16 protein-coding genes and 2 pseudogenes are annotated in these 19064 nt (G+C 70.5%); 3 read left to right on the forward strand and 15 right to left on the reverse strand.

Annotated features, from left to right (window positions below):
* Positions 1 to 16 precede the first annotated feature (16 nt).
* The 9 genes from AAFF41_RS47570 to AAFF41_RS47610 form a co-directional block, all read right to left on the reverse strand.
* Positions 17 to 598: a rhodanese-like domain-containing protein gene (locus AAFF41_RS47570; RefSeq protein WP_343326030.1), complete on the reverse strand. Its 582-nt coding sequence runs from the start codon at positions 596 to 598 to the stop codon at positions 17 to 19.
* 82 nt (positions 599 to 680) lie between these two features.
* Positions 681 to 2063 (reverse strand): MBL fold metallo-hydrolase, encoded by a 1383-nt coding sequence (locus tag AAFF41_RS47575; protein ID WP_343326031.1) that lies wholly within the window; start codon positions 2061 to 2063, stop codon positions 681 to 683.
* A gap of 128 nt (positions 2064 to 2191) precedes the next feature.
* Positions 2192 to 3421, reverse strand: a complete 1230-nt coding sequence (locus AAFF41_RS47580) for an NAD(P)/FAD-dependent oxidoreductase (protein WP_319749753.1) — start codon at positions 3419 to 3421, stop codon at positions 2192 to 2194.
* A gap of 96 nt (positions 3422 to 3517) precedes the next feature.
* Positions 3518 to 3655 (reverse strand): rhodanese-like domain-containing protein, encoded by a 138-nt coding sequence (locus tag AAFF41_RS47585; RefSeq protein ID WP_343326032.1) that lies wholly within the window; start codon positions 3653 to 3655, stop codon positions 3518 to 3520.
* A gap of 179 nt (positions 3656 to 3834) precedes the next feature.
* Positions 3835 to 4530 (reverse strand): sensor histidine kinase, encoded by a 696-nt coding sequence (locus AAFF41_RS47590; RefSeq protein ID WP_343326033.1) that lies wholly within the window; start codon positions 4528 to 4530, stop codon positions 3835 to 3837.
* A 1085-nt stretch (positions 4531 to 5615) separates the two neighbouring features.
* The gene (locus AAFF41_RS47595) at positions 5616 to 7457 is read right to left on the reverse strand and encodes a phospholipase C (RefSeq protein WP_343326034.1); all 1842 of its coding nucleotides are present in this window, start codon (positions 7455 to 7457) and stop codon (positions 5616 to 5618) included.
* Positions 7458 to 7634: 177 nt separating this feature from the next.
* The gene (gene efeB / locus AAFF41_RS47600; RefSeq protein ID WP_343326035.1) at positions 7635 to 8870 is read right to left on the reverse strand and encodes an iron uptake transporter deferrochelatase/peroxidase subunit; all 1236 of its coding nucleotides are present in this window, start codon (positions 8868 to 8870) and stop codon (positions 7635 to 7637) included.
* Positions 8867 to 10063, reverse strand: a complete 1197-nt coding sequence (locus AAFF41_RS47605) for an EfeM/EfeO family lipoprotein (RefSeq protein WP_343326036.1) — start codon at positions 10061 to 10063, stop codon at positions 8867 to 8869. Before AAFF41_RS47605 ends, efeB begins: the two co-directional genes overlap by 4 nt.
* A gap of 442 nt (positions 10064 to 10505) precedes the next feature.
* A complete protein-coding gene (locus AAFF41_RS47610) occupies positions 10506 to 10865 on the reverse strand; it encodes a potassium-transporting ATPase subunit KdpA (protein WP_319749745.1) in 360 nt (119 codons plus the stop codon).
* A gap of 62 nt (positions 10866 to 10927) precedes the next feature.
* Between AAFF41_RS47610 and AAFF41_RS47615 the strand changes: the two genes are divergently transcribed.
* Complete coding sequence (locus tag AAFF41_RS47615) at positions 10928 to 11605, forward strand: DUF429 domain-containing protein (protein ID WP_319749744.1); 678 nt, start codon at positions 10928 to 10930, stop codon at positions 11603 to 11605.
* Between the two features lie 623 nt (positions 11606 to 12228).
* Positions 12229 to 12624, forward strand: coding sequence for a hypothetical protein (locus tag AAFF41_RS47620; RefSeq protein ID WP_319749743.1), 396 nt, complete (start codon positions 12229 to 12231; stop codon positions 12622 to 12624).
* Between the two features lie 111 nt (positions 12625 to 12735).
* On the opposite strand, the pseudogene AAFF41_RS47625 reads toward AAFF41_RS47620, so the two are convergent.
* From AAFF41_RS47625 to AAFF41_RS47645, 5 genes and pseudogenes are all read right to left on the reverse strand, one after another.
* Positions 12736 to 13029 (reverse strand): annotated as a pseudogene (locus AAFF41_RS47625) (LLM class flavin-dependent oxidoreductase); the annotation flags it as partial.
* A gap of 263 nt (positions 13030 to 13292) precedes the next feature.
* A complete protein-coding gene (locus AAFF41_RS47630; RefSeq protein ID WP_319749742.1) occupies positions 13293 to 14405 on the reverse strand; it encodes a serine hydrolase domain-containing protein in 1113 nt (370 codons plus the stop codon).
* 139 nt (positions 14406 to 14544) lie between these two features.
* Positions 14545 to 15393: an aldo/keto reductase gene (locus tag AAFF41_RS47635; protein ID WP_319749741.1), complete on the reverse strand. Its 849-nt coding sequence runs from the start codon at positions 15391 to 15393 to the stop codon at positions 14545 to 14547.
* 119 nt (positions 15394 to 15512) lie between these two features.
* The gene (locus tag AAFF41_RS47640; protein ID WP_319749739.1) at positions 15513 to 16547 is read right to left on the reverse strand and encodes an alcohol dehydrogenase catalytic domain-containing protein; all 1035 of its coding nucleotides are present in this window, start codon (positions 16545 to 16547) and stop codon (positions 15513 to 15515) included.
* A 93-nt stretch (positions 16548 to 16640) separates the two neighbouring features.
* Positions 16641 to 17078: an MFS transporter gene (locus tag AAFF41_RS47645; protein ID WP_343326037.1), complete on the reverse strand. Its 438-nt coding sequence runs from the start codon at positions 17076 to 17078 to the stop codon at positions 16641 to 16643.
* Between the two features lie 149 nt (positions 17079 to 17227).
* On the opposite strand from AAFF41_RS47645, the gene AAFF41_RS47650 reads away from it, so the two are divergent.
* The gene (locus tag AAFF41_RS47650) at positions 17228 to 18139 is read left to right on the forward strand and encodes a helix-turn-helix transcriptional regulator (protein ID WP_343326038.1); all 912 of its coding nucleotides are present in this window, start codon (positions 17228 to 17230) and stop codon (positions 18137 to 18139) included.
* Here AAFF41_RS47650 and AAFF41_RS47655 read toward each other — a convergent pair.
* Positions 18128 to 19059: pseudogene (locus tag AAFF41_RS47655) on the reverse strand (SDR family NAD(P)-dependent oxidoreductase). The gene AAFF41_RS47650 and the pseudogene AAFF41_RS47655 overlap by 12 nt on opposite strands.
* Positions 19060 to 19064: the final 5 nt, after the last annotated feature.

Below are 19064 nucleotides of genomic sequence, written 5' to 3' on the forward strand. Positions count from 1 at the left end.
GCGACGACCAGGGCGATCACGACAGGCCCCGCAGGGCGGCGACAACCGTGTCGAGATCGGTGCGCGGTCCGCGGTTGTAGGGCAGCTTCGCCAGCAGCATGCCCAGCGCGCAGGTGTTGGTCAGGGCGGCGAAGGCCAACCCGGCCCCGACGGCCGTGCCGATCAGGTGCAGTCCGGGCACGAACAGGCCCACGATACCGGTGACCACCACGATGGTTCCGGCGACCAGGCGCACCTGGCGCTCCAGGTCCCAGCGTTCCGGGCCCCGGGTGAGCGGGCCTCCGGCGGTCTCCCACGCCATGACGCCGCCGTCGAGGACGCGCAGGTTGGGCAGTCCGGCTTCGGCCAGGGCCTGTTCGGCCTGGGCGGCGCGGGCGCCGGAGCGGCAGATGAGTATGACGTCCTCGTCGAGGTGGTGCAGCAGTTCGTCGCGGTGCTCGCGCAGGGTGTCGAGGGGCACGTTGTAGGAGCCGGGGATGTGGGCGGTGCGGAACTCGCCGGGTGTACGCACGTCCAGCAGGCGCGGGCCATCGCCGTCCTGCGTCAGGTCGCGCAGCGTTGCGGGATCGAGTCGGGGTTTGTCGGCACGGGTGGTCATCGCGGGTTCCTTGCTGTCGCTGATGCGGCTGGCGGGGTGGGCGGCGGCCGATGGGTTCGGCCGCCGCCCGGCGTGTGGTGGATCAGACGTCGGCCGATGTCGGCAGGGCGAGCCAGGCGCCGTAGCCGCCGAGCAGGTCCGAGACGTCGGCGCGGCCCTGGTGGCGCAGCAGGCTGGCGGCGACGGAGGAGCGGTGACCGCCCGCGCAGTGGACGACCAGGGGCCGGTCGACCGGGATCTCGTCGACGCGGCGGGCGAGTTCGGCCAGCGGGATGTGCAGGGAGCCCTCGATGAAGCCCTCTTCACGCTCGGCGGCGTTGCGCACGTCCAGGACCAGCGGGGGTTCGTCGTCGAGCAGGCGGCGCAGTTCGTCGGCAGTCAGGCGGCTCGCCTGTTCCATCTCGTCGGCCAGCGAGGGGAAGGCGCCGTCGGGCTCGCGCAGGTAGCCGCCGACCTTGTCGAAGCCGATCCGGGCGAGCCGGGTGACGACCTCCTCCTCGCGGTCCTGCGGCGCGATGACGACGACGTCCTGCTCGGGGGAGACGACCATGCCGGCCTGTTCGGCGAAGCGGCCGTCCGCGGGCACGTTGACCGAGCCGCGCAGATACCCCGGGGCGAAGTCCTGCGGCGAGCGGGCGTCGACCACGACCGCCCCCGCAGCGCGCCGCTGCATGAACTCCCCGACCGACAGCGGCAGGGGCGCGGCGGCGGCGTCGAACAGGTCGTGCTCCTTGCGGTTGAGGATGGCGTCGTAGACGAAGTACGCGGGCGCGGACGGCTGTCCCTCGGTGACCAGCTCGACGAACTTCTCCTCGCTCATCGGGCGGCAGGCGTAGTTGGTGGCGCGCTGTTCGCCGATGGTGGACTGGCGCTGGGTGGAGAGGTTCTTGCCGCAGGCGGAGCCGGCGCCGTGCGCGGGGAAGACCCGGACGGCGCCGGGCAGGGCCATCAGCTTGTGCTGGATGCTCTCGTAGAGCATGCGGCCGAGTTCGTCGGCGGTCACGCCGATCGAGGCGAGCAGGTCGGGCCGGCCCACGTCGCCGATGAACAGCGCGTCCCCGGTGAGGACGCCGTAGGGGGCGGCGTCGTCGGCGTGCTCGTACACCAGGACGCTGATCGACTCCGGCGTGTGGCCGGGGGTTTCGAGGATCTGCAGGTGCACGTCGCCGAGGCTGATGCGCTCGTCGTCGGTCAGCTTGCGGATGGGGTACTCGGTCTCGGCGCGCTGCCCGTAGCCGATCCAGGCGCCGGTGCGGTCGGCCAGCTCCAGGTGGCCGGCGAGGAAGTCGGCGTGGAAGTGGGTGTTGACGACGGCCTCGATGGTGAAGCCATGGGCGGCTGCGTCGGTGAGGTACTCGGAGACGTCACGGCGGGGGTCGACGACGACCGCCCGGCCGGTGGTCTCGTCGGCGATCATGTATGACGCCTGGGAGAGGCAGTCGAGGTAGTACTGGGCGAAGAACATGGCGGATGACCTCCGTGTCGGAAGAGCAAGGTGCTCCATACCCCTGGGGGTATATAAGAGGGTCTGGTCGCCCTTGTTTCGAGGGCGGGGTGACCGGCCCGGGCCGGGGGATGTCCCGGGCCGGCCGGTCAGAGGCGGCCGGTGAGCATGCCGTGCCAGTACACCGGCGGCAGGCCGTACCGCTTGAACGCCCACATCGTGCGCCGCTCCTTGAAGGGGTTGATCAGCGGGAAGCTGGGTGTGGGGTTCAGGTCGTAGTCGAACTCGGCGAGCAGCATCCGGTCGCGGGCCGTCACCAGCGGACAGGACGTGTAGCCGTCGTAACGGTGCGAAGGAGTCCGGCCGTTCATCGCGGCGAGCAGATTGGCGGCCACGACCGGGGCCTGCTTGCGCACGGCGGCGCCGGTCTTGGACGTGGGCAGGTTCGCCACGTCACCGAGTGTGAAGACGTTGTCGTAGGACGGGTGTTGGAGCGTGTGCTTGTCCGCGGCGACGAACCCCTGGGGGCTTGCCGGGTCGGCGAGCGGGCCCGTCTTGATCCAGTCGGGTGCGCTCTGCGGCGGCACGGCGTGCAGGAGGTCGTAGCCGATGGTCTCCTTCGTGCCGTTCGCGTGGTCGGTGACGGTGATCTCGCGGGCGTCACCGTCGACGGCGGTCATCTCGGAGCGCAGCCGCACCTCGATCCCGTACCGGGCGGCCACCTTCTCCAGGACCTGTGACCAGGCGGCCACCTTGAACAGCGCCGGGTCCGGGAGGACGAGGATGATCCGGATCCGGTCAAGCAATTTCTGCTTGCGCCAATAGTCCGCGGCCAGGTAGGCGATCTTCTGCGGGGCGCCGCCGCACTTCAGCGGAGACGCCGGGTGCGTGAAGACCGCGGTGCCGGAGCGCATCCGCCTGATCAGCTCCCAGGTGCGCGGAGCGTACTCGGGCGCGTAGTTGCTGCTCACCCGGTCGTGGCCGATCGCCTCGGCGAGGCCGGGCACGCCGTCCCAGTCGAGCTGGAGGCCGGGCGCCGGCACCAGGTACTCGTAGGTGAGTTCGGCGCCGCCGGAGAGCGTCACCGTGCGGGCGTCGGGGTCGACGGCCTGGGCGCGCCGGCGGATCCAGCGCACGCCGTCGGGTATGACGGATCCTTCGGGGCGGCGGGTGGCGCGCAGGGGTGCCTGGCCGCCGCCGACCAGGGTCCACAGTGGCTGGTACCAGTGGGTGTCGGAGGGTTCGATCAGGGTGATGTCGGTGACGCCGGCTCGGCGCAGGCGGGCGGCGACGCTGATGCCGGCGCTGCCGCCGCCGATGACAGCGACGCGGTGGCGGCCGGAGATCGGCTCGCCGGTGGGTGAGGGGGTGGCGGTCAAGGCGGAGCTCCTTCTCTTCTGGCCGGGTGCCGGGTGCCGGGTGCCGGGTGCCGGGTGCCGGGTGTCAGGTGTCAGGTGTCAGGTGTCGGTGTGGGGTCAGGCCGCGTGCTCGACGGGTCCTGCCGCGACCGGGCGTCCGTCGCGGGCCTGGGCGGGCACGGTGCGCAGCGGCATCAGCCGCGGGCCGGGCGCAGGCCCGGCTGCGTACTCGTCCGCCTCCCGTACGTCGACCACGAGCCCACCGTCGCCCCAGGCTGCCGCGAACGTCTCCGCGTCACTTCGCGAGCCACTTCGTTGCCTCCTCAAATACCCCCGGGGGTTTCCTGCTGTCGAGAGTACGGCGGCTTCGAGAAAGGCGTCAAATACCCCTAGGGGTATTTGCCTGCGGGGCAACGTCCGGCGTTGCGCGCGATTCAAGGGCAGACCCGGAGCGCCGTGCGCCGGCCCTGGGCAGGCGGAGGGTTATCCGGGTCCCGCCGCTTGGTGAGGAGTCCGCGGTGACCGTGCCGCCGTGGGCGGTGACCAGCTCTTTGACGACGGCCGATGCCGCTGCCGCCGGTCGCGCGGCCACGGCTGCCGCGCCAGAGGCGGTCGAAGACATGGGGCAGTTCGTCGGCGGGGATGCCGGGACCGGTGTCGGCCACCTCGACGAATGCCTCGGCAGCGGTGGTGGAGGTGGTGACGGTGACCGTGTCGCCCGGACGGCAGTGGCGTGCTGCGTTGCTCGGCAGGTTACCGAGGGCCTGGTGCAGGCGGTCCGCGTCGGCGTGCACCGGCAAGGGGGCAGCGCCCGTGCGGGTGTGCACGGTCAGTCCGGCGGTGCGCGGTTCGGCCTCGCGGTCGGCCACGGCGGCACGGACCAGGGTGCTCAGGTCTACCTCGGTCAGGTGGAGGGACAGCCGTGCCGACTCGGCCTCCGCCAGCTCCCCGAGGTCACCGACGACCCGGCCACGTCTCAGGGTCTGGTCGTGGAGAGCGGCCCTGCGGTCTCCGGTGGCGAGCGCTCGGGCGGTGGCCGCGACCCTGACCACGGGAGTGGTCAGGCGCCGGGTGACGAACCAGGTGACGGCCAGCGCGAGGGCGAGAGCGCCGAGAGCGGGGGCGGACACCCAGCCCCAGGCCACAGCGCGCGGCCATCGCGAACGCGCTGCCCGCGCTCTTCCAACTGGCCGAACACCTCGGCGGGCCGGCCGACGGCGCGCCGGAGCAGTGATCAGCGCACGGGTGTGCCTTCAGAGGCTCCTGCGACGCGGTTGAGTACGCGTACGAATGGTGCCGTGCGGCGGCTTCCGCGCAGGCTGCCCGCGTGACGGATTCCTCTGACGCGACGTCCGCGCGGCAACGGCGCAGGGTCATCGCGCTCCTCGTGGTGACGGCCGTGCTCCTGCTCCCGCTCCTGGGCGGGTTGTGGTACGCCGCCAACGACGCGCTCCAGCACCGGAGCACGACCGACTGGCGTGGCAACCGCAAGGCCAAGCAGTCGCTTGAGCATGCTGTCGCGCTGATCGTCGGTGCGCCCTGCCTCGGGGCTCTCCTCGCTGGGATGGTTGTCGCCATGGCGGGACGCCGCGCTGGGATCCCGCGGCCACGGGCGCCCTGGTCGGCACACTGGCCCTGTGGATCGCTGGCATCGTCGCGATCTACGTCGGCCTCAGCAATGCCACGTTCGTCTTCTGAGGAAGCCGGACCGATCACTGTGCGCGGAGGCCATCAAGAAGGCGAGTCCGGGCATATCGACGAGGTGGAGGCCGGCTCGGTGCCGGCCTCATACAGTCGACGTCGCTCCCGCCTGAAGTCGATCTTCGTTGAGGTCGTCATCCCAGTCCTCCGGGTCCCGGGGAGGGGCGGTGCCGGCGGATCGCCACGGTGCCGGCCAAGAGTGTCAGGGCGGCCGTGAGCGGGGTGACGGCCGTCCACCAGGTGATCGCCGCGTAGGGCAGTGCGTGGCCGGCCAGGCGTGGCGGACGGCGCGGGCCACACCGCCGGGTGCGCGGCGGCAGTCGCGGACAGCAGCAGTGTGCCGGGAAGCCACCACAGCCGCCCGACGGTGGAGCAGCACACCAGCCCCGGCACCAGGTCGGCCACCGTCGCTCACTTCCCGTGGGAGAACGTGGTGAGTGCTGCCGATCCGACGGAGCGGACGCGGCGCGGCGCGGCCCAGGAGGACCGCGCCGCGCTGGTCATGCAGGTTGCGTCACGTGGTCGCGCGCTGCTTGCGGCGCAGGGTGAGGTACGTGCCCGTGGCGCCGGCGGCCAGCAGGGCGGCAACGCCGAGGCCCACCGGGACGGTGGGGAACGACGAGGTGTCGGTGGTCGCGGCGGTGTTCTGCATCGCCGGACCCGGGGTGATGCTTGTCGCGACCGGCGCGACGTGGTGGATGGAGCCGACGGACTTGACCGAGCCGTCCGAGTTGAGCAGCACCTGCTTGTTGTTGGGGTGCTTGAAGTCGAACATGCTGGTCAACGAGCCCGCGGTGGCGTCGAAGGAGTGGTCGCCGATCCGGCCGGTGTGCCAGTTGTCCTCGATGAACTTGATAACCGAGGACTGGTCGGTCAGCGCGTGGGAGACCTTGTTGACCTTGCTGTACGGGGAGACCACGAGGAGGGGCTGACGGGTGCCGGGGCCGCAGCGGTCGGCGTAGCCGCCGGACGCCTTGGGGCCGGTCTGGCAGGCGGCGCTGTCGGTGGCCTTGCCGTTGGAGCCGAGGGCGGTGTCCGTGGAGCCGTTGCGCGGGGCGACGTAGGCGTGGTCGTACCAGCCGTCGGAGTCGTCGTAGGCGATGACGATCGCGGTGGACTTCCACTGTGGCGAGGACTGTACGGCGTTGATCTGGTCGACGAGAAAGTGTTGTTCGTCGATCGGGTCGGAGTAGGCGGCGTGGCCGTCCTGGTACTCGGGGGCCTTGACGAAGCTGACGGCCGGAAGCTTGCCCGCCTTCGCCGCGGCGTCGAAGTCGGTCAGGTCGTAGTTGTGGTTGGCCTGGCCGGCGTGGCCGATCTCGTCGACGCTCTTGGGCGGCAGGTGGTGCGGGTTGGACGTCGACTTGTAGTACTCGAACGGCGAGTGGTGCGGGCTGTAGTCGACGACTGCGGCGCCACCGACGTTGGTGTGCGTGGTGTCGCACTTGGCGTAGTCGCCCTGCTTGCCGTCCCACGCGGTGGACGGCCTGAAGCCGCCCTGGAACCAACCCCAGCTGACATTCTTGGAGTTGAGGACGTCACCGATGTTCTTGCCCTGCATCGCGGCCAGCGTGTTGGTGCTGGTGTGGTCCTTGCCGGAGCAGTCGTCGTAGGCCGGGTCGGGGTCGTTGATGACCGTGCCGACGCCCTTCGCGTCGGGAGACTTGACCGTGTACGCATCGGGCGTCGAGGTCTGCTTCGGGTTCTCGGTGCCGGAGGTGGGGTCCGTTGAGATCACGCCGTGCGTCTGGCCCGAGACCAGGTTCAGGGCGCCGGGCGTGGAGGGGCCGTAGACCGAGCTGTAGGAGCGGTCGTTCATGGCGTACTGCTGTGCGTAGTTCCACAGCGCGGTGACGGTGTTGCCGTCGTAGTAGTCCATGACCAGACCCGGCTCACCGAAGAGGCCGCCGCTGCACTTGTTGACCTCGGTGTTCTGCACGTACTGGTCGGCCTTGCCGCCGTTCGCGGCGTACTGCTCGGCCCCGTAGTTGTGGTTCTGGTCGCAGGTCATGGACTGCGCCGGGGTGAGCCGCTTCGGCGCGTACTGGTTGGGGTTCTTCGTCAGCAGCCCGGCGTGCGCGAGGGTGTCGATGTTCTTCGGGGTCTTCCTGGACGCCGTGAACTTCGTGCCGTCGGTGTTCGCGGCCTTCGGGTAGGTCGCGAAGTAGTGGTCGAACGAGACGTTCTCGTCGAAGAGGACGACCACGTGCTTGATGGGCGTGGCCGTCGAGGAGTGGCCGTGGTGCCCGTCCGCCGTGGCCGCCCACGTCGGTGCGCCGCCCAGAACGGTGAGCGTGGCAGCGCCCGCGAGCGCCCCCAGACTCCGAATCGTTGCTCGTCTTCCCCTGCTGGCCATGCTGCTTCACCCTCCGGACACCGATGCGATTGTGCTGTACGGATCGCGATGCTGTGCCCGGCGGTCGGCCGCCCGGCGGAGTCATCATGGCGCCGGAGTGAACACCGAGTCAGGGAAACCAGGCCAAGGTTTGACCGTGTATTGACCAACTGAGCCGGTCGAGTTGTCCGGACAGGCTCAGCGGAGGAGGGCGCGCCCGTACCAGTCCGCCTCGTCCCGTACGCCGGGCAGCGCGAAGAAGTAGCCGCCGCCGAACGGCTTGATGTAGTCGGTGAGTGGCTCGCCCGCAAGGCGCTTCTGCACGGTCTCGAACTGCCGGACCAGGTCCTGCTGGTAGCAGCAGAACAGCAGGCCCATGTCGAGGTTGCCGTTGCTGTCCGTGCCCCGGTCGTAGTTGTAGGCGCGGCGCAGGATCCGCTGGCCGGCGGTCTGCGCGGTGCGCGGGTTGGCGAGGCGGATGTGCGCGTCCAACGGGATGACGTCGCCCTTGGGATCGGACGGGTAGTCCGGCGTGTCGTGTTCGGCGTTGCCGTCCAGGGGTGCGCCGGACTCGCGGGCCCGGCCGAACATCCGCTCCTGCTCGCTGAGGGAGACCCGGTCCCAGAACTCCACCAACATGCGGATCAGCCGTACGACCTGATAGCTGCCGCCGACCGCCCAGTTGGGTTCGCCGCTGCCCCGTCCCACCCATACCAGGCGGTTCATCTGCTGGGCGTCGGTCGCCTCCGGGTTGGCCGTGCCGTCCTTGAAACCCAGCAGATTGCGCGGGGTTCCGGACGGGCGTGGCGGGCTGCTGAAGCCATCGAGGCGCCAGCGGACCTGAAGGCCGCCGCGGGTGTGCCGGGCGATGTCGCGCAGGGCGTGCAGGACGGTGTCCGTGTCGTCGGCGTGCAGTTGCAGGCTCAGGTCGCCGTGGCACCAGTCGGACTGGAGGTCGTCGTCGGGGAACGCGGGCATGGTGGTCAGGCGGCGAGGGCGCTGCGCGCCCAGGCCGTATCGGTCGTCGAAGAGGGCGGATCCGACCCCGACGGTCACCGCCAGGGCGCCGGAGGGCAGTCGCTCGCCCAGGATGCCCGAGTCGGTGGGCGGCCCAGTGATGCCGACCGGCTGGGGCGTGCCGCCAGAGGTGAGGAAGCGGGCGCGCTCGGTGAGAGTGCGCAGCAGGTCGGTCAACTCGGCGCGGTTTTCGGCGGTCACGTCGAAGGCGGTGAACGCGGTGACCCGGCGGGGCGTGGAGAGCACCGACTCCTGGTGCGGGCCGTGGAGCGGGGCGACGGACGGCGCACCGGCGGAGGTGCTCGGGGCGGCCGCCCCGCCGGCGGCGAGCCCGGCGCCCGCGAGGGCCGCGCCGCGCAGGAAACCGCGCCTGCCGACACCGCTTTTGCCTGGGGACGCATCCTTCGACGTGCTCACGCCGTCCTCCGTGGGTCGCACAGGGTGGCCACCGACGCGAGGCGCTCGGCCAGATCGTCGAGGACCGCGTCGGTCTTCTCCCGCTGGGCCCGGCTCAGGCGGTCCAGCGCGGTCCACGCGCCCCCGTGGCGGAAACTGTCGAGAGTGTGCTGGGCACGGTCCAACTCCCGGTCCAGGCCCGGCAGATCGGCGTACCGGGTGGTGAGCAGGGAGCGCAGCCGGGACAGGACGGCGCGGGTGCCGTCGAGGTTGGCGCGGGCGGTCGCGAGGTTGCTGCCGCTACCGTAGTCGGTCCGACCGGTCAGCTCGAACTGCACGGTGTTCTCCAGGATCTCGTGCGCCCGCAGGCCGAGCTGGGCCGGATCCATGCGGGTCTGCGACCAGTCGTCGCGCAGCGCGGTGACGGCCTTGACGAGGGCGGCGGCCGGGGCGCGCAGGGCGGGGGCGGACTCGCCGTGCCACAGCCCGTACTCGATGCGGTGGAAGCCGGTGAAGTCCTGGTCGTGCACCCCTGCGTGCAGTCCCGCGTCCGTCCCGTTGATCTGCCCGTCCGCATCGCCGAAGGCGTCGTACGCCGCGCCGAGTCGCTCATACTGCAGATGTGCCGGCAGCCAGGCCGTACGCGCACCGGCGAGATCGCCGCGGTCGATCGCGTCCCGCAGTTTCCCGGTCAGCGTCACCACGTCGTCGAGCCCGGAACCGACCCACTTCTGGTAGCCGATCGACGGCGGGATCAGGTCGTGCTCAGTGACCGGCGCCGCCGCCGGACCGCTGCGCCCCTCGGTGATGCGGACCGTGGGGCCCGTGACCGCGTCGGCATCGTCCGGCAGGCACTTGAAGGCGTACGAACCCTTTCCCAGCCGCACGGTCAACTCCCGTGTCGTGCCGGGAGCAAGGCCCTCCACCTCGCCGTACACCGCGTGGCTCGCGGGGTCTTCGAGGTACACCTCGGCGGCCCCGGAGGAGGGGTTGTGCAGATCGAAGACCTGCAGGCCGGGCCGAGGCTCGTGCCAGCCGCGGCCGCAGCCGCTCGGCGACACCTCCACGGCGGTGTGCGGCAGTGCCTCGGCGGTGACGTGCGCCTGGCTCGACCCGCGCCTTAGAGCCAGCACCCCCACCAGGACGAACACGAGAACAAGGCCGACGGCGCCCCACAGACGCAGCGGCCTCCGCTTGAGGCCGGACAACAGCATCCGGGCCTCCCGGTGTCGTGCCGAACGTGATCACCTCATGCTAGGCAGCGGCCTTGGCTCGAACGGCCGTCCGAAGGGACTCGTCACCAAGAGTTCCCTCCCGGTTCACCGGACGGCCTCCGGATCTGACGCCTGGCCCGCCCATCGCGTCTCGGCAACTGAAGGGCGGCTTGCGGCCTCCGATCGCCGCTCCGCCGTGACCACCCGCCACCGAACCGGCTCCCGCCTACGGGCTCCGGACACACGCGCGAGACCATCGAAGCGCGTCCGGCGGCCCCACGGGCGGGCGCTCGTCCGCCGGCGTCGGGCGAGCAGCCCTGGTCCGCCGTGCCGCTCTCCCAGGCGCTGTCGGTACGAGTGATGGTGTATGCCTCGTCGCAGAGTCCGGCCGAGGTGGCGTCGGTGAGCGTCACCGTGCTGTGGGTGTCGGAGTCCGTGAAGCTCAGGCAGGCGGCGACGACCTTGGCCCGTCGTCGAAGGCGAGCGCGACACCCGTGCAGGCGAGGATCACCGTGGGCGGCATCAGCGCGTACACCACGACCCACCGCATCTCCCCGTACCTGATCCGCTTGCGCAGGTACTCGGGCGTGCGACCGACCATCAGACCGCCGATGAAGACGGCCACCACGACCACCATGATCAGGCCGTAGAGCCCGCTGCCGGTGCCGCCGGGTGCGATCTCGCCGAGCATCATCGCGGACAGCAGTACACCGCCGCCGAGGCTGGAGATGCTGTCGTACGAGGGTTCTGAAGGCCCACGCGAACGCGTTCGGCGGAGTCCTCCGTGCAGATGCCTGACCATGGTCGGCGACTGGTCGGGCGCAGTCGCGGTAGGCTGCGCTCCTTGCGCGAGGGTGGGGTGGGATGGACGTCCTGGGAGTCGATGCCTGCGGTAAGCAGGGCTGGGTCGGGATCAGTCTCACGGACGGCACGTACGCGGGCAGCCTGGTGGATGCCCGGCTCGACACGCTGATCGAGCGTGCCGCCGGAGCGCAGGTGATCGCGGTGGACATGCCGCTCGGCCTTGTCGAGAAGGGCTGGCGTGCCGCGGATCTTGCGGCCAAGACGCTTCTCGGCGCGCGGCGCAGCAGTGTTTTCCTCATAGCACCTAGGCCGGCGTGGCAGGAGCGGGAGTACGCGGCGGCCGCGGACCGGTGCCAGGAGTTGACCGGTAATCGGCTGAGCCAGCAGGCATGGGCGCTGGCGCCGAAACTGCTTGCGGCTCGGGCGTGCTGGCTGGCCGATGAGCGGGTGCACGAGGTGCACCCCGAGGTGTCCTTCTACGCCTTGGCCGGCGGGGTTCCGCTGGCTCACGCGAAGAAGACCTGGCGGGGCCAGCACATGCGCCGCTCTCTGCTGGCCGAGGCCGGGATCGTGGTCCCGGACGCGCTCGGTGAGGCGGATCGCATTCCCGCCGACGACGTTCTCGACGCCGCTGTCGCGGCTTGGTCGGCGCACCGGATCGCACTGGGGATCGCGGACCGGGTTCCCGCGGTTCCTGAACTCGACGCGGAAGGCCGCGTCGTCGAGATTCGGTTCTGACCAACCGCCGGATATCAGGTCTCCTCGCAGGGGCCTCAGGAGGCAAGGGAGTGCAACGCCCCGTTCGCCCGGCTCGCGATGTGAGTCGCCCGCCCTGCCGGGGCCCTTACCACCGAGGTGTTCAGCGGGCTGGAAGAGGGCGGGCAGCGCACCAGTGAGAGCGGCTCGCTCCGCGTCGTCCATGGCGTTCGCGGGCAGCCATACAGACAGCGTGCCGATCGCGTCCGGCGTCGGTGGAGGTGACGAATGCGCCGCGGCGGCCGGTGGATCGACATCCCGTGCGACGAGGGCCGTGGTGATCATCTGGCCGATCAGTTCGACGAAGGTGCCCGGCGCCGACGGGCGGCGACGTCGCTGACGCAACGGTGAACAGGTGGGCCTCCAGCCGCTACCGCAGGCGCCGAGGCTGCCAAGCTTCGTCCGCCGGCTGATGCGTCGGCATGTTCCGTTCGCTCCTTCGGTAGGGCCCCGTGAAGCCGTTCTGGTGGACGAGGTCGCACCGCTGATCGACACGATGCTGCGTGCCGAGAACTCGGTCGAGAACCCGCTCGGGACCGGCTGCACCGCGACTGCGGAGGAACGCATTTCAGTGGTCCGATGCTCGCGCGATGCAGGAGGCTCGGATGGGCGACATTCCGCGGAGAATTCGAATCGGTGGTTTGACGCGGCTTGAGCAGCGCGAGTTGACAGACGCGCTACCTCCGGAGCAGGTGGATACGGCTCAGGAGGACATCGGGCTCGGTGGGCTGCACGGCGATCGGGCCACCTGGCAGGTTGTTGTCGAGGCGTACGTTCCGACACTGCCCCTGCTCGCGGCATGGCTGCTGAAGCGGCGCAAGAAGTCCGTTGTCGAAGTCGAGGTCGAGATTCGGTCCTCCGACGGGACGGGGTGGGAGCGCCGCTCGGTGCGGATCGAGAGTTCGGAGCAGTCCGCTCCTGAGGAAGAAGTCCTGCGTCAGCTCACAGCGCTGATGCAGCCACCCCAGGCAGTTGACGGAGCAACGGGCGAGTCGCGGTAAGCGGCGGCAGTATGCGCCATTTCACCGACGCGTTCACCGACCAGGCGATTCTCTCACCCGAGCAGGTTTGCCAGTGGCTGCCGGAGCTGGTGGGGGCAGATGGGAGACCGCCAGCATCGCGTAGTCCTCGGCGATCTTCACCGGGTCGTTGGTGGTGATCAGTGTGGTGGCCGTGGAGAGGATGATGCGGTGGGTGCGTGCGGCGGTCCAGCCGAGCATGGTGGTGGGGGAGGAGGGCACGAACGGCCGGTTGTGGTGCTCGCCGGTCGCGAAGACGTCGAGGCCCACCTCCTCGGCCTTCTGTGCGATGGTCACCATCGCCTTGATCCGTTCCTGCTCGGTCGGTGTCCGGCCGGTGATCGGATCGGTGGTCACGTCAGCGACGGTGAAGATCCCGAACTGCATCGCACCCATCTCCACGCGGTTGATGTATCAACTGCACGGAGAACGTGGCGCCGGGCCACGGTATTCCGTATCGGTCTGGCGATCGGCCGGGGTGGCGACGGTGACGCCCGCCCGCCCGGCTACGGTCCACCGAGGTCAGTTAGGTGATGCATCATCACCTAGCGCAAGGCCGCCAGAAGCCAACGGTCACCCCGGCCACGTACCCGAGCCCCTCCTGCGACCAGTTCGGCCCCGCCGGTTTCCGATGCGCGCCCGACGGCAAGTCAGGCGCGCAGGCCCTTGAGCCCGTCGTAGGCCGCCATCACGACCTCGAGGCCTCGGTAGTCGTCCCCGGGCTCGCGCATCTGGTTGGGCACGTACGACACCGCCATGCGGGCGTCGGGTTCGATCATGACCGTCGCGCCGCCCCAGCCGCTCCAGCCGTACGTGTCACCGAACAGGCCGTACCCCATGCCGTACCGCATCGGCATGCCCAGGAGGCGGTCCTCGCCACGGAACTGTTCCTCCCACGCACGGGCACAGCCCGCCGGCGACAGCAGCCGCACCCCACGCACCGTTCCGCCGCACGCCATCACCGACTGCACGAGCGCGACCGAGCGGGCGTTGCCGAATCCGCTCGCCGCGGGGATCTCGGCGCGCCGCCAGGCGACGCTGTTCCCGTCACGGACCCGTATCCCACCTCCGGCGGTCGGGGGTGCGGTCTTGCCGGGCGCGCTCGAGACGTAGTCCTCGTCGCGCGACAGCGGCGGGATCGAGAGCGCGACCCGGTGGTCGTGCTCGGCGGACAACCCGATGTGGAAGTCCGCGTCCAGCGGCCCGGCCACCTCGTCGGCGAAGAACTCGCCCAGCGTGCGGCCGGTGATCCGGCGCACGACCTCGCCGACGAGGAACCCTTGGGTGAGCGAGTGGTATCCGGCCGCGGTGCCCGGCTCCCACCGCGGAGCCTGCGCGGCGAGCCGCGTCGTGGCGGACGGCCAGTCGTAGAGATCCTCGGCCGTCGTCGGGCCGTCCCAGTCGGGCAGGCCCGCGGTGTGCGCGAGCAGGTGCCGCACCAGCACCCCGTCCTTGCCCGCCGCGGCGAACTCCGGCCAGTACCGGGCGACCGGCGCGGTCAGGTCGAGCTCGCCGCGGTCGGCCAGAACGAGGGCACACAGCGCCGTCATCGTCTTGGTGACCGACCAGACGCCCGCGATCGTGTCGCGCTGCCACGGGACCGTGCGGTCCGTGTCGGTGAATCCGGCCCAGACGTCCACCACCGGCTCACCGTCCACGAAGACCGCCACCGAGGCGCCCACGTCTCCGGCGTCGAGCAACTCGGCGAGTGCGCCGGGTACCGCGGAGAAGAGATCGTCGTACGAACCCTGAATCTCGGCCATGCGCGGAACTTAGCCCGCACCGCACCACCGCGGTCAACCGAATATCCGCTACGACGCCGCGCCTGGCTGTGGGCTTCTCCCGGACGACGTCGCTCAGTTCGGAGAACGCCGATTCGCCAGGACCCGCTTCTCCGCCGGATCAGTCGTGGATGCGGAGGCCGGCGAGCCGCCTGACCATGGCCGGGTCACGGTGGTCGAAGAAGAGAGACCTGCCGGTGTCCAGGCCGGCGATGGACGCCATCTGATCGTCCGTGAGCTCGAAGTCGAAGACGTCGATGTTCTCCGCCATGCGGTCGGCGCGCACCGACTTGGGGATCGCGACAACGTCTCGCTGGGAGAGCCATCGGAGCACGACCTGTGCCACGGACTTGCCGTGCTTGTCGGCGATCTCGCTCAGGACCGGGTGCGTGAACAGGTTGTTGCGACCTTCGGCGAACCCGCCCCACGACTGGATCTGGACCCCGTGCTCGCGCATGACCTCTTGGTCGGTGGCGCGCTGGAAGAACGGGTGGGTCTCGATCTGGTTGACCGCGGGCGTGACGTCGTTGTTGACGATGAGGTCGACGAGCCGGTCGGGGTGGAAGTTGGCGACGCCGATCGCCCTGATGCGGCCTTCGCGGTGCAGGTTCTCCATGGCGCGCCAGGAGCCGTGGACGTCGCCGAAGGGCTGGTGGATCAGGTACAGGTCGAGGTGGTCGAGGCCGAGCTTGCCCAGCGATGTCTCGAAGGCGCGCTTGGTGCTCTCCTCACCGGCGTCCTGGATCCACACCTTGGTGGTGACGAACAGTTCCTCGCGCGGGATGCCGCTGTTCTTGATGGCTCGGCCCACGGCCTCCTCGTTGAGGTAGGCGGCGGCGGTGTCGAGCAGTCGGTAGCCGGCGGCGAGGGCGTCGGTGACCGCCTGCTCGGTCTGCTCCGGCGGGATCTGGAAGACGCCGAAACCGAGGATCGGCATTGCGACGCCGTTGTTGAGGATCACGGTCTGCATGGGATTTCCTTTCGGGAACGGCTGAGGCCGTCATCGGGGACAGCTGAGGCCGTCCATGGACCGGCCGCTCCGGCGCTGTGGTCGTCTCCAGCCCCGCGCCGAAGCGGGCACGGTGCGGTTCAGGGGCGGATGAGGACCTTCAGGGCCTCTCGATCGGCCATGGAGCGGTAGCCGTCGGGGACTTCGTCGAGGCCGACGGCGCGGTCGAAGAGGCGCCCGGGGGCGAGTGTGCCGTCGAGGACGTCCGGCAGGAGTTCCTCGATGTACGCGCGGGCCGGGGAGACACCGCCGGTCAGGGTGATGTTCCGCATGATCATGGCCGGGCCGATGGGGCCCAGTTCGTACTGGGGTACGCCGAGGCGGCTGATGGCCCCGCCGTCGGTGACGGAGCCGAAGGCCGCCTGCAGGGCCTGCTCGGTGCCGACGGCTTCGATGACGCGATCGGCTCCGCGGCTGCCGGTCAGGTCCCGAACACGCGCGATGCCTTCCTCACCGCGTTCGGCCACGACGTCCGTGGCACCGAAGTCCCGTCCCAGGTCGGTGCGGGCGGTGTGCCGGCCCATCAGGACGATCTGCTCGGCGCCCAGCCGCCTCGCGGCCAGCACCGCCGACAGTCCGACGGCTCCGTCGCCGATCACCAGAACGGAGTCACCGCGGGTGACACCTGCGGTGACCGCGCCGTGATGGCCGGTGCCCAGCACATCGGAAAGGGACAGCAGGGAGGGCAGCAACTCGGAGTCCTCGCCGACGGGCAGCTTGACCAGCGTCCCGGTGGCCTGGGGCACGCGGACGGCCTCGCCCTGCCCGCCGTCGACGCCGCCCCAGCCGTAGCGGCCGCCGTTGCGGCACGAGGAGTGCAGGCCCTTGCGGCAGTAGTCGCAGGTGTTGTCGCAGTACGTGAACGGGGCGACCACCATGTCACCGCGCTTGACCCCGGTCACGTCGGAGCCGGTCTCCTCGACGACGCCGAGGAACTCATGGCCCATGGGCCGTCCCTGTTCGCCGGCGGGCATGGACTTGTACGGCCACAGGTCACTGCCACAGACGCAGGACAGGACGACTCGTACGACGGCGTCGGTGGGCTGCTGGATGACCGGGTCGGGCGCGTTCTCCACGCGCACATCGCCCGCGCCGTACAGGAAGGTTGCTCGCATGAGGGATCTGTCCTTACTGGGTGTGTCGTAGCTGGGGTGTGTTGTGGCTGGGTGTGTCGTCGGTCGGTCGGGCCCGCGCCGCACGGAGGCCGGTCACGTACGAGGAGCGGGTCGCAGGCTGAGAGTGGCCAGGACAGTCATCCCCACCGTCGCCGCGGCGATCAGCAGGCTGGTGTGCAGCCCGTCGACGAACCCGGCCCGGTCGGCGACCAATGCCCCGAAGGCGGCGACTGCCAGGGCGCCGTCGAGCTGCCGGGCGGCGTTCAGCACACCGCCGGCGACGCCGGCCCGCTCGGCGGGCACGCTGTCCAGCAGCAGCGCCACCAGGGCGGTCACGGCCATGGCGCCGCCGGCGCCGACCGGCATCATCAGCACCACCGACCGCCACACCGGCGCTCCGGCGGGCACGGCCACCATGGCCAGCAGGCCCGCGACCATCAGCAACTGACCGGTGATCACCGGCATCCGTGCACCGAACCGCGTCGACAGGCGGGCGGCCACCGGACTGATGAACGAGGTGAGCACGGTCATCGGCAGGAAGGCCACGCCGGTGGCGAGGAGCCTCGCGCCCTCGCGGCGACAGTGGCAGGCCGGGCTGTGCAGGGGATCGGCGTTCGGGGGTAATGACAGGGCCCCCCACACGCCTGCCACACAGGTCAGCGCGGTGTGACACTGACCGTATGGCATCCGCGCAGAGCAGCGGCGGCGGTACGGAGCTGGGCCAGTTCCTGCGCGCGCGCCGCACCCAGACCCGCCCCGACCAGGTCGGCCTCACCGTGGGCCCCGGCCTGCGCCGCACCCCTGGCCTGCGCCGCGAGGAACTGGCCACGCTCGCCGGCATGAGTATCGACTACTACGTCCGCATGGAGCGCGGCAAGGAGACCCGCCCCAGCCCCGCCGTGCTCGGCGCCCTCGCCCGCGCCCTGCACCTCGACGACGCCGAGCACCAGCACCTGCGCGAGCTCGCCGCCCGGGCCGCCCGCTACGCCCCCGAACCCCCGCCGCCGCCCAGCAGGACCGTGCGCCCGCACCTGAAGCTGGTCCTGGAGGCGCTGCGGCCGAACCCGGCCTACATCATCAGCCGCAGCATGGATCTGCTCGCCTGGAACCCCGGCGGCCTCGCCCTGTACGCGGGCCTCGCGGACTGGCCCGCCACCCAGCGCAACCTGGCCCGCTACTTCTTCCTCCACCCCACCGCGCGCACCCTCTTCCCCGACTGGGACGAGCTGGTCCGCGGCTGCGTCGCCCGTTTGCGCAGCCTGGCCGGCACCGCCCCCGACGCTCCCGACCTCACCCACCTCGTGGGTGAACTCCTCCTCAAGAGCCTAGACTTCGCCACACTGTGGGAGCGTTACGGCGTCGTCGGCCGCAGGAGGATCCAGAAGACCTTCCACCACCCCCAGGTCGGCGTCCTCACCCTCAGCGGTCAGAGCATGAACCTCGAAGGCACCCCTGGCCAACGCCTCGGCGTCTACACCGCCGAACCCGGCACCCCCGACCACGACGCCATGCTCCTGCTGGACGCGATCGCCCCCGAGCCCGCCAGGCACCGGGACATGAAGCGGGAACAGCAACCGCACTCACAGCCCTGACCTTGACCTCAACTGTTCCGACAGGGTCCACAGCCGTCGTGCGTTGTCCGGATCGACGGCGTAGCGGGCGACTCCGTGCAGCGTGCCGGAGCGACGGTCGATGACCTCGGTCTCGTTGCAGTCGACGAAGTAGCGGCCGCCGACGCCTTCGAGGAGGGGGAGGCGGCGAGGAGCACCGAGGTGGCGGCGCCCTGCTCGACGCTCTTGATGAGGTGGGCGGGAACCCTTCCGCTCCCGCGGCCTCCGGTGTGGCGCTGGAGGTTGGTGTAGATCGCGCCCGGCATCACCGCGTTGGCGGTGATGTTGTCGGCGGCCCAGCGACGGGTCGCCTCCACCGCGAAGAGGACACCCGCGGTCTTGGACTGACCGTAGGCGAGCCATGGATCGTAGGGGCGGAAAGCGAAGTTGACGTCGTCGAACACCACCGGGGACTGCTGATGACCGGTGGAGCTGACCACGACGACGCGGGCGGCGCCGTCGGCGGCCAACGCGCCGTGCAGGCCAGTGGTGAGAGCGAAGTGCCCGAGATGGTTGGTGGCGAACTGCCACTCCCAACCCTGTTCGGTGTACTGCTCGGGGCAGGCCATGACGCCCGCGTTGTTCACCAGCACATGCAGTGGGCCCTCCCAGGCGGTGGTGAAGGCGGTGACGGACGCGGGGTCGGTCAGGTCCAGGTGCGTGACACGCACCTCCTGGTTGCCGGTCGTCCCGGTGATGTCCTTGGCGACACGTTCGCCCGCCGTCATGTCCCGGACGGCGAGGGTCACTTCCGCACCGGTGCCGGCGAGCGCGTGGGCCGTTGCCGCCCCGAGGCCGGAGGAGGCGCCGGTGACCACGGCGCGGCGGCCGGTGAGGTCGATTCCCTGCGCGACCTCGGTGGCCGTGCTGGAGAAACCGAACGGGGTCGTGATGGCACTCACGGATG

Source organism: Streptomyces mirabilis (genome assembly GCF_039503195.1).
Classification (GTDB): Bacteria; Actinomycetota; Actinomycetes; order Streptomycetales; family Streptomycetaceae; genus Streptomyces; species Streptomyces mirabilis_D.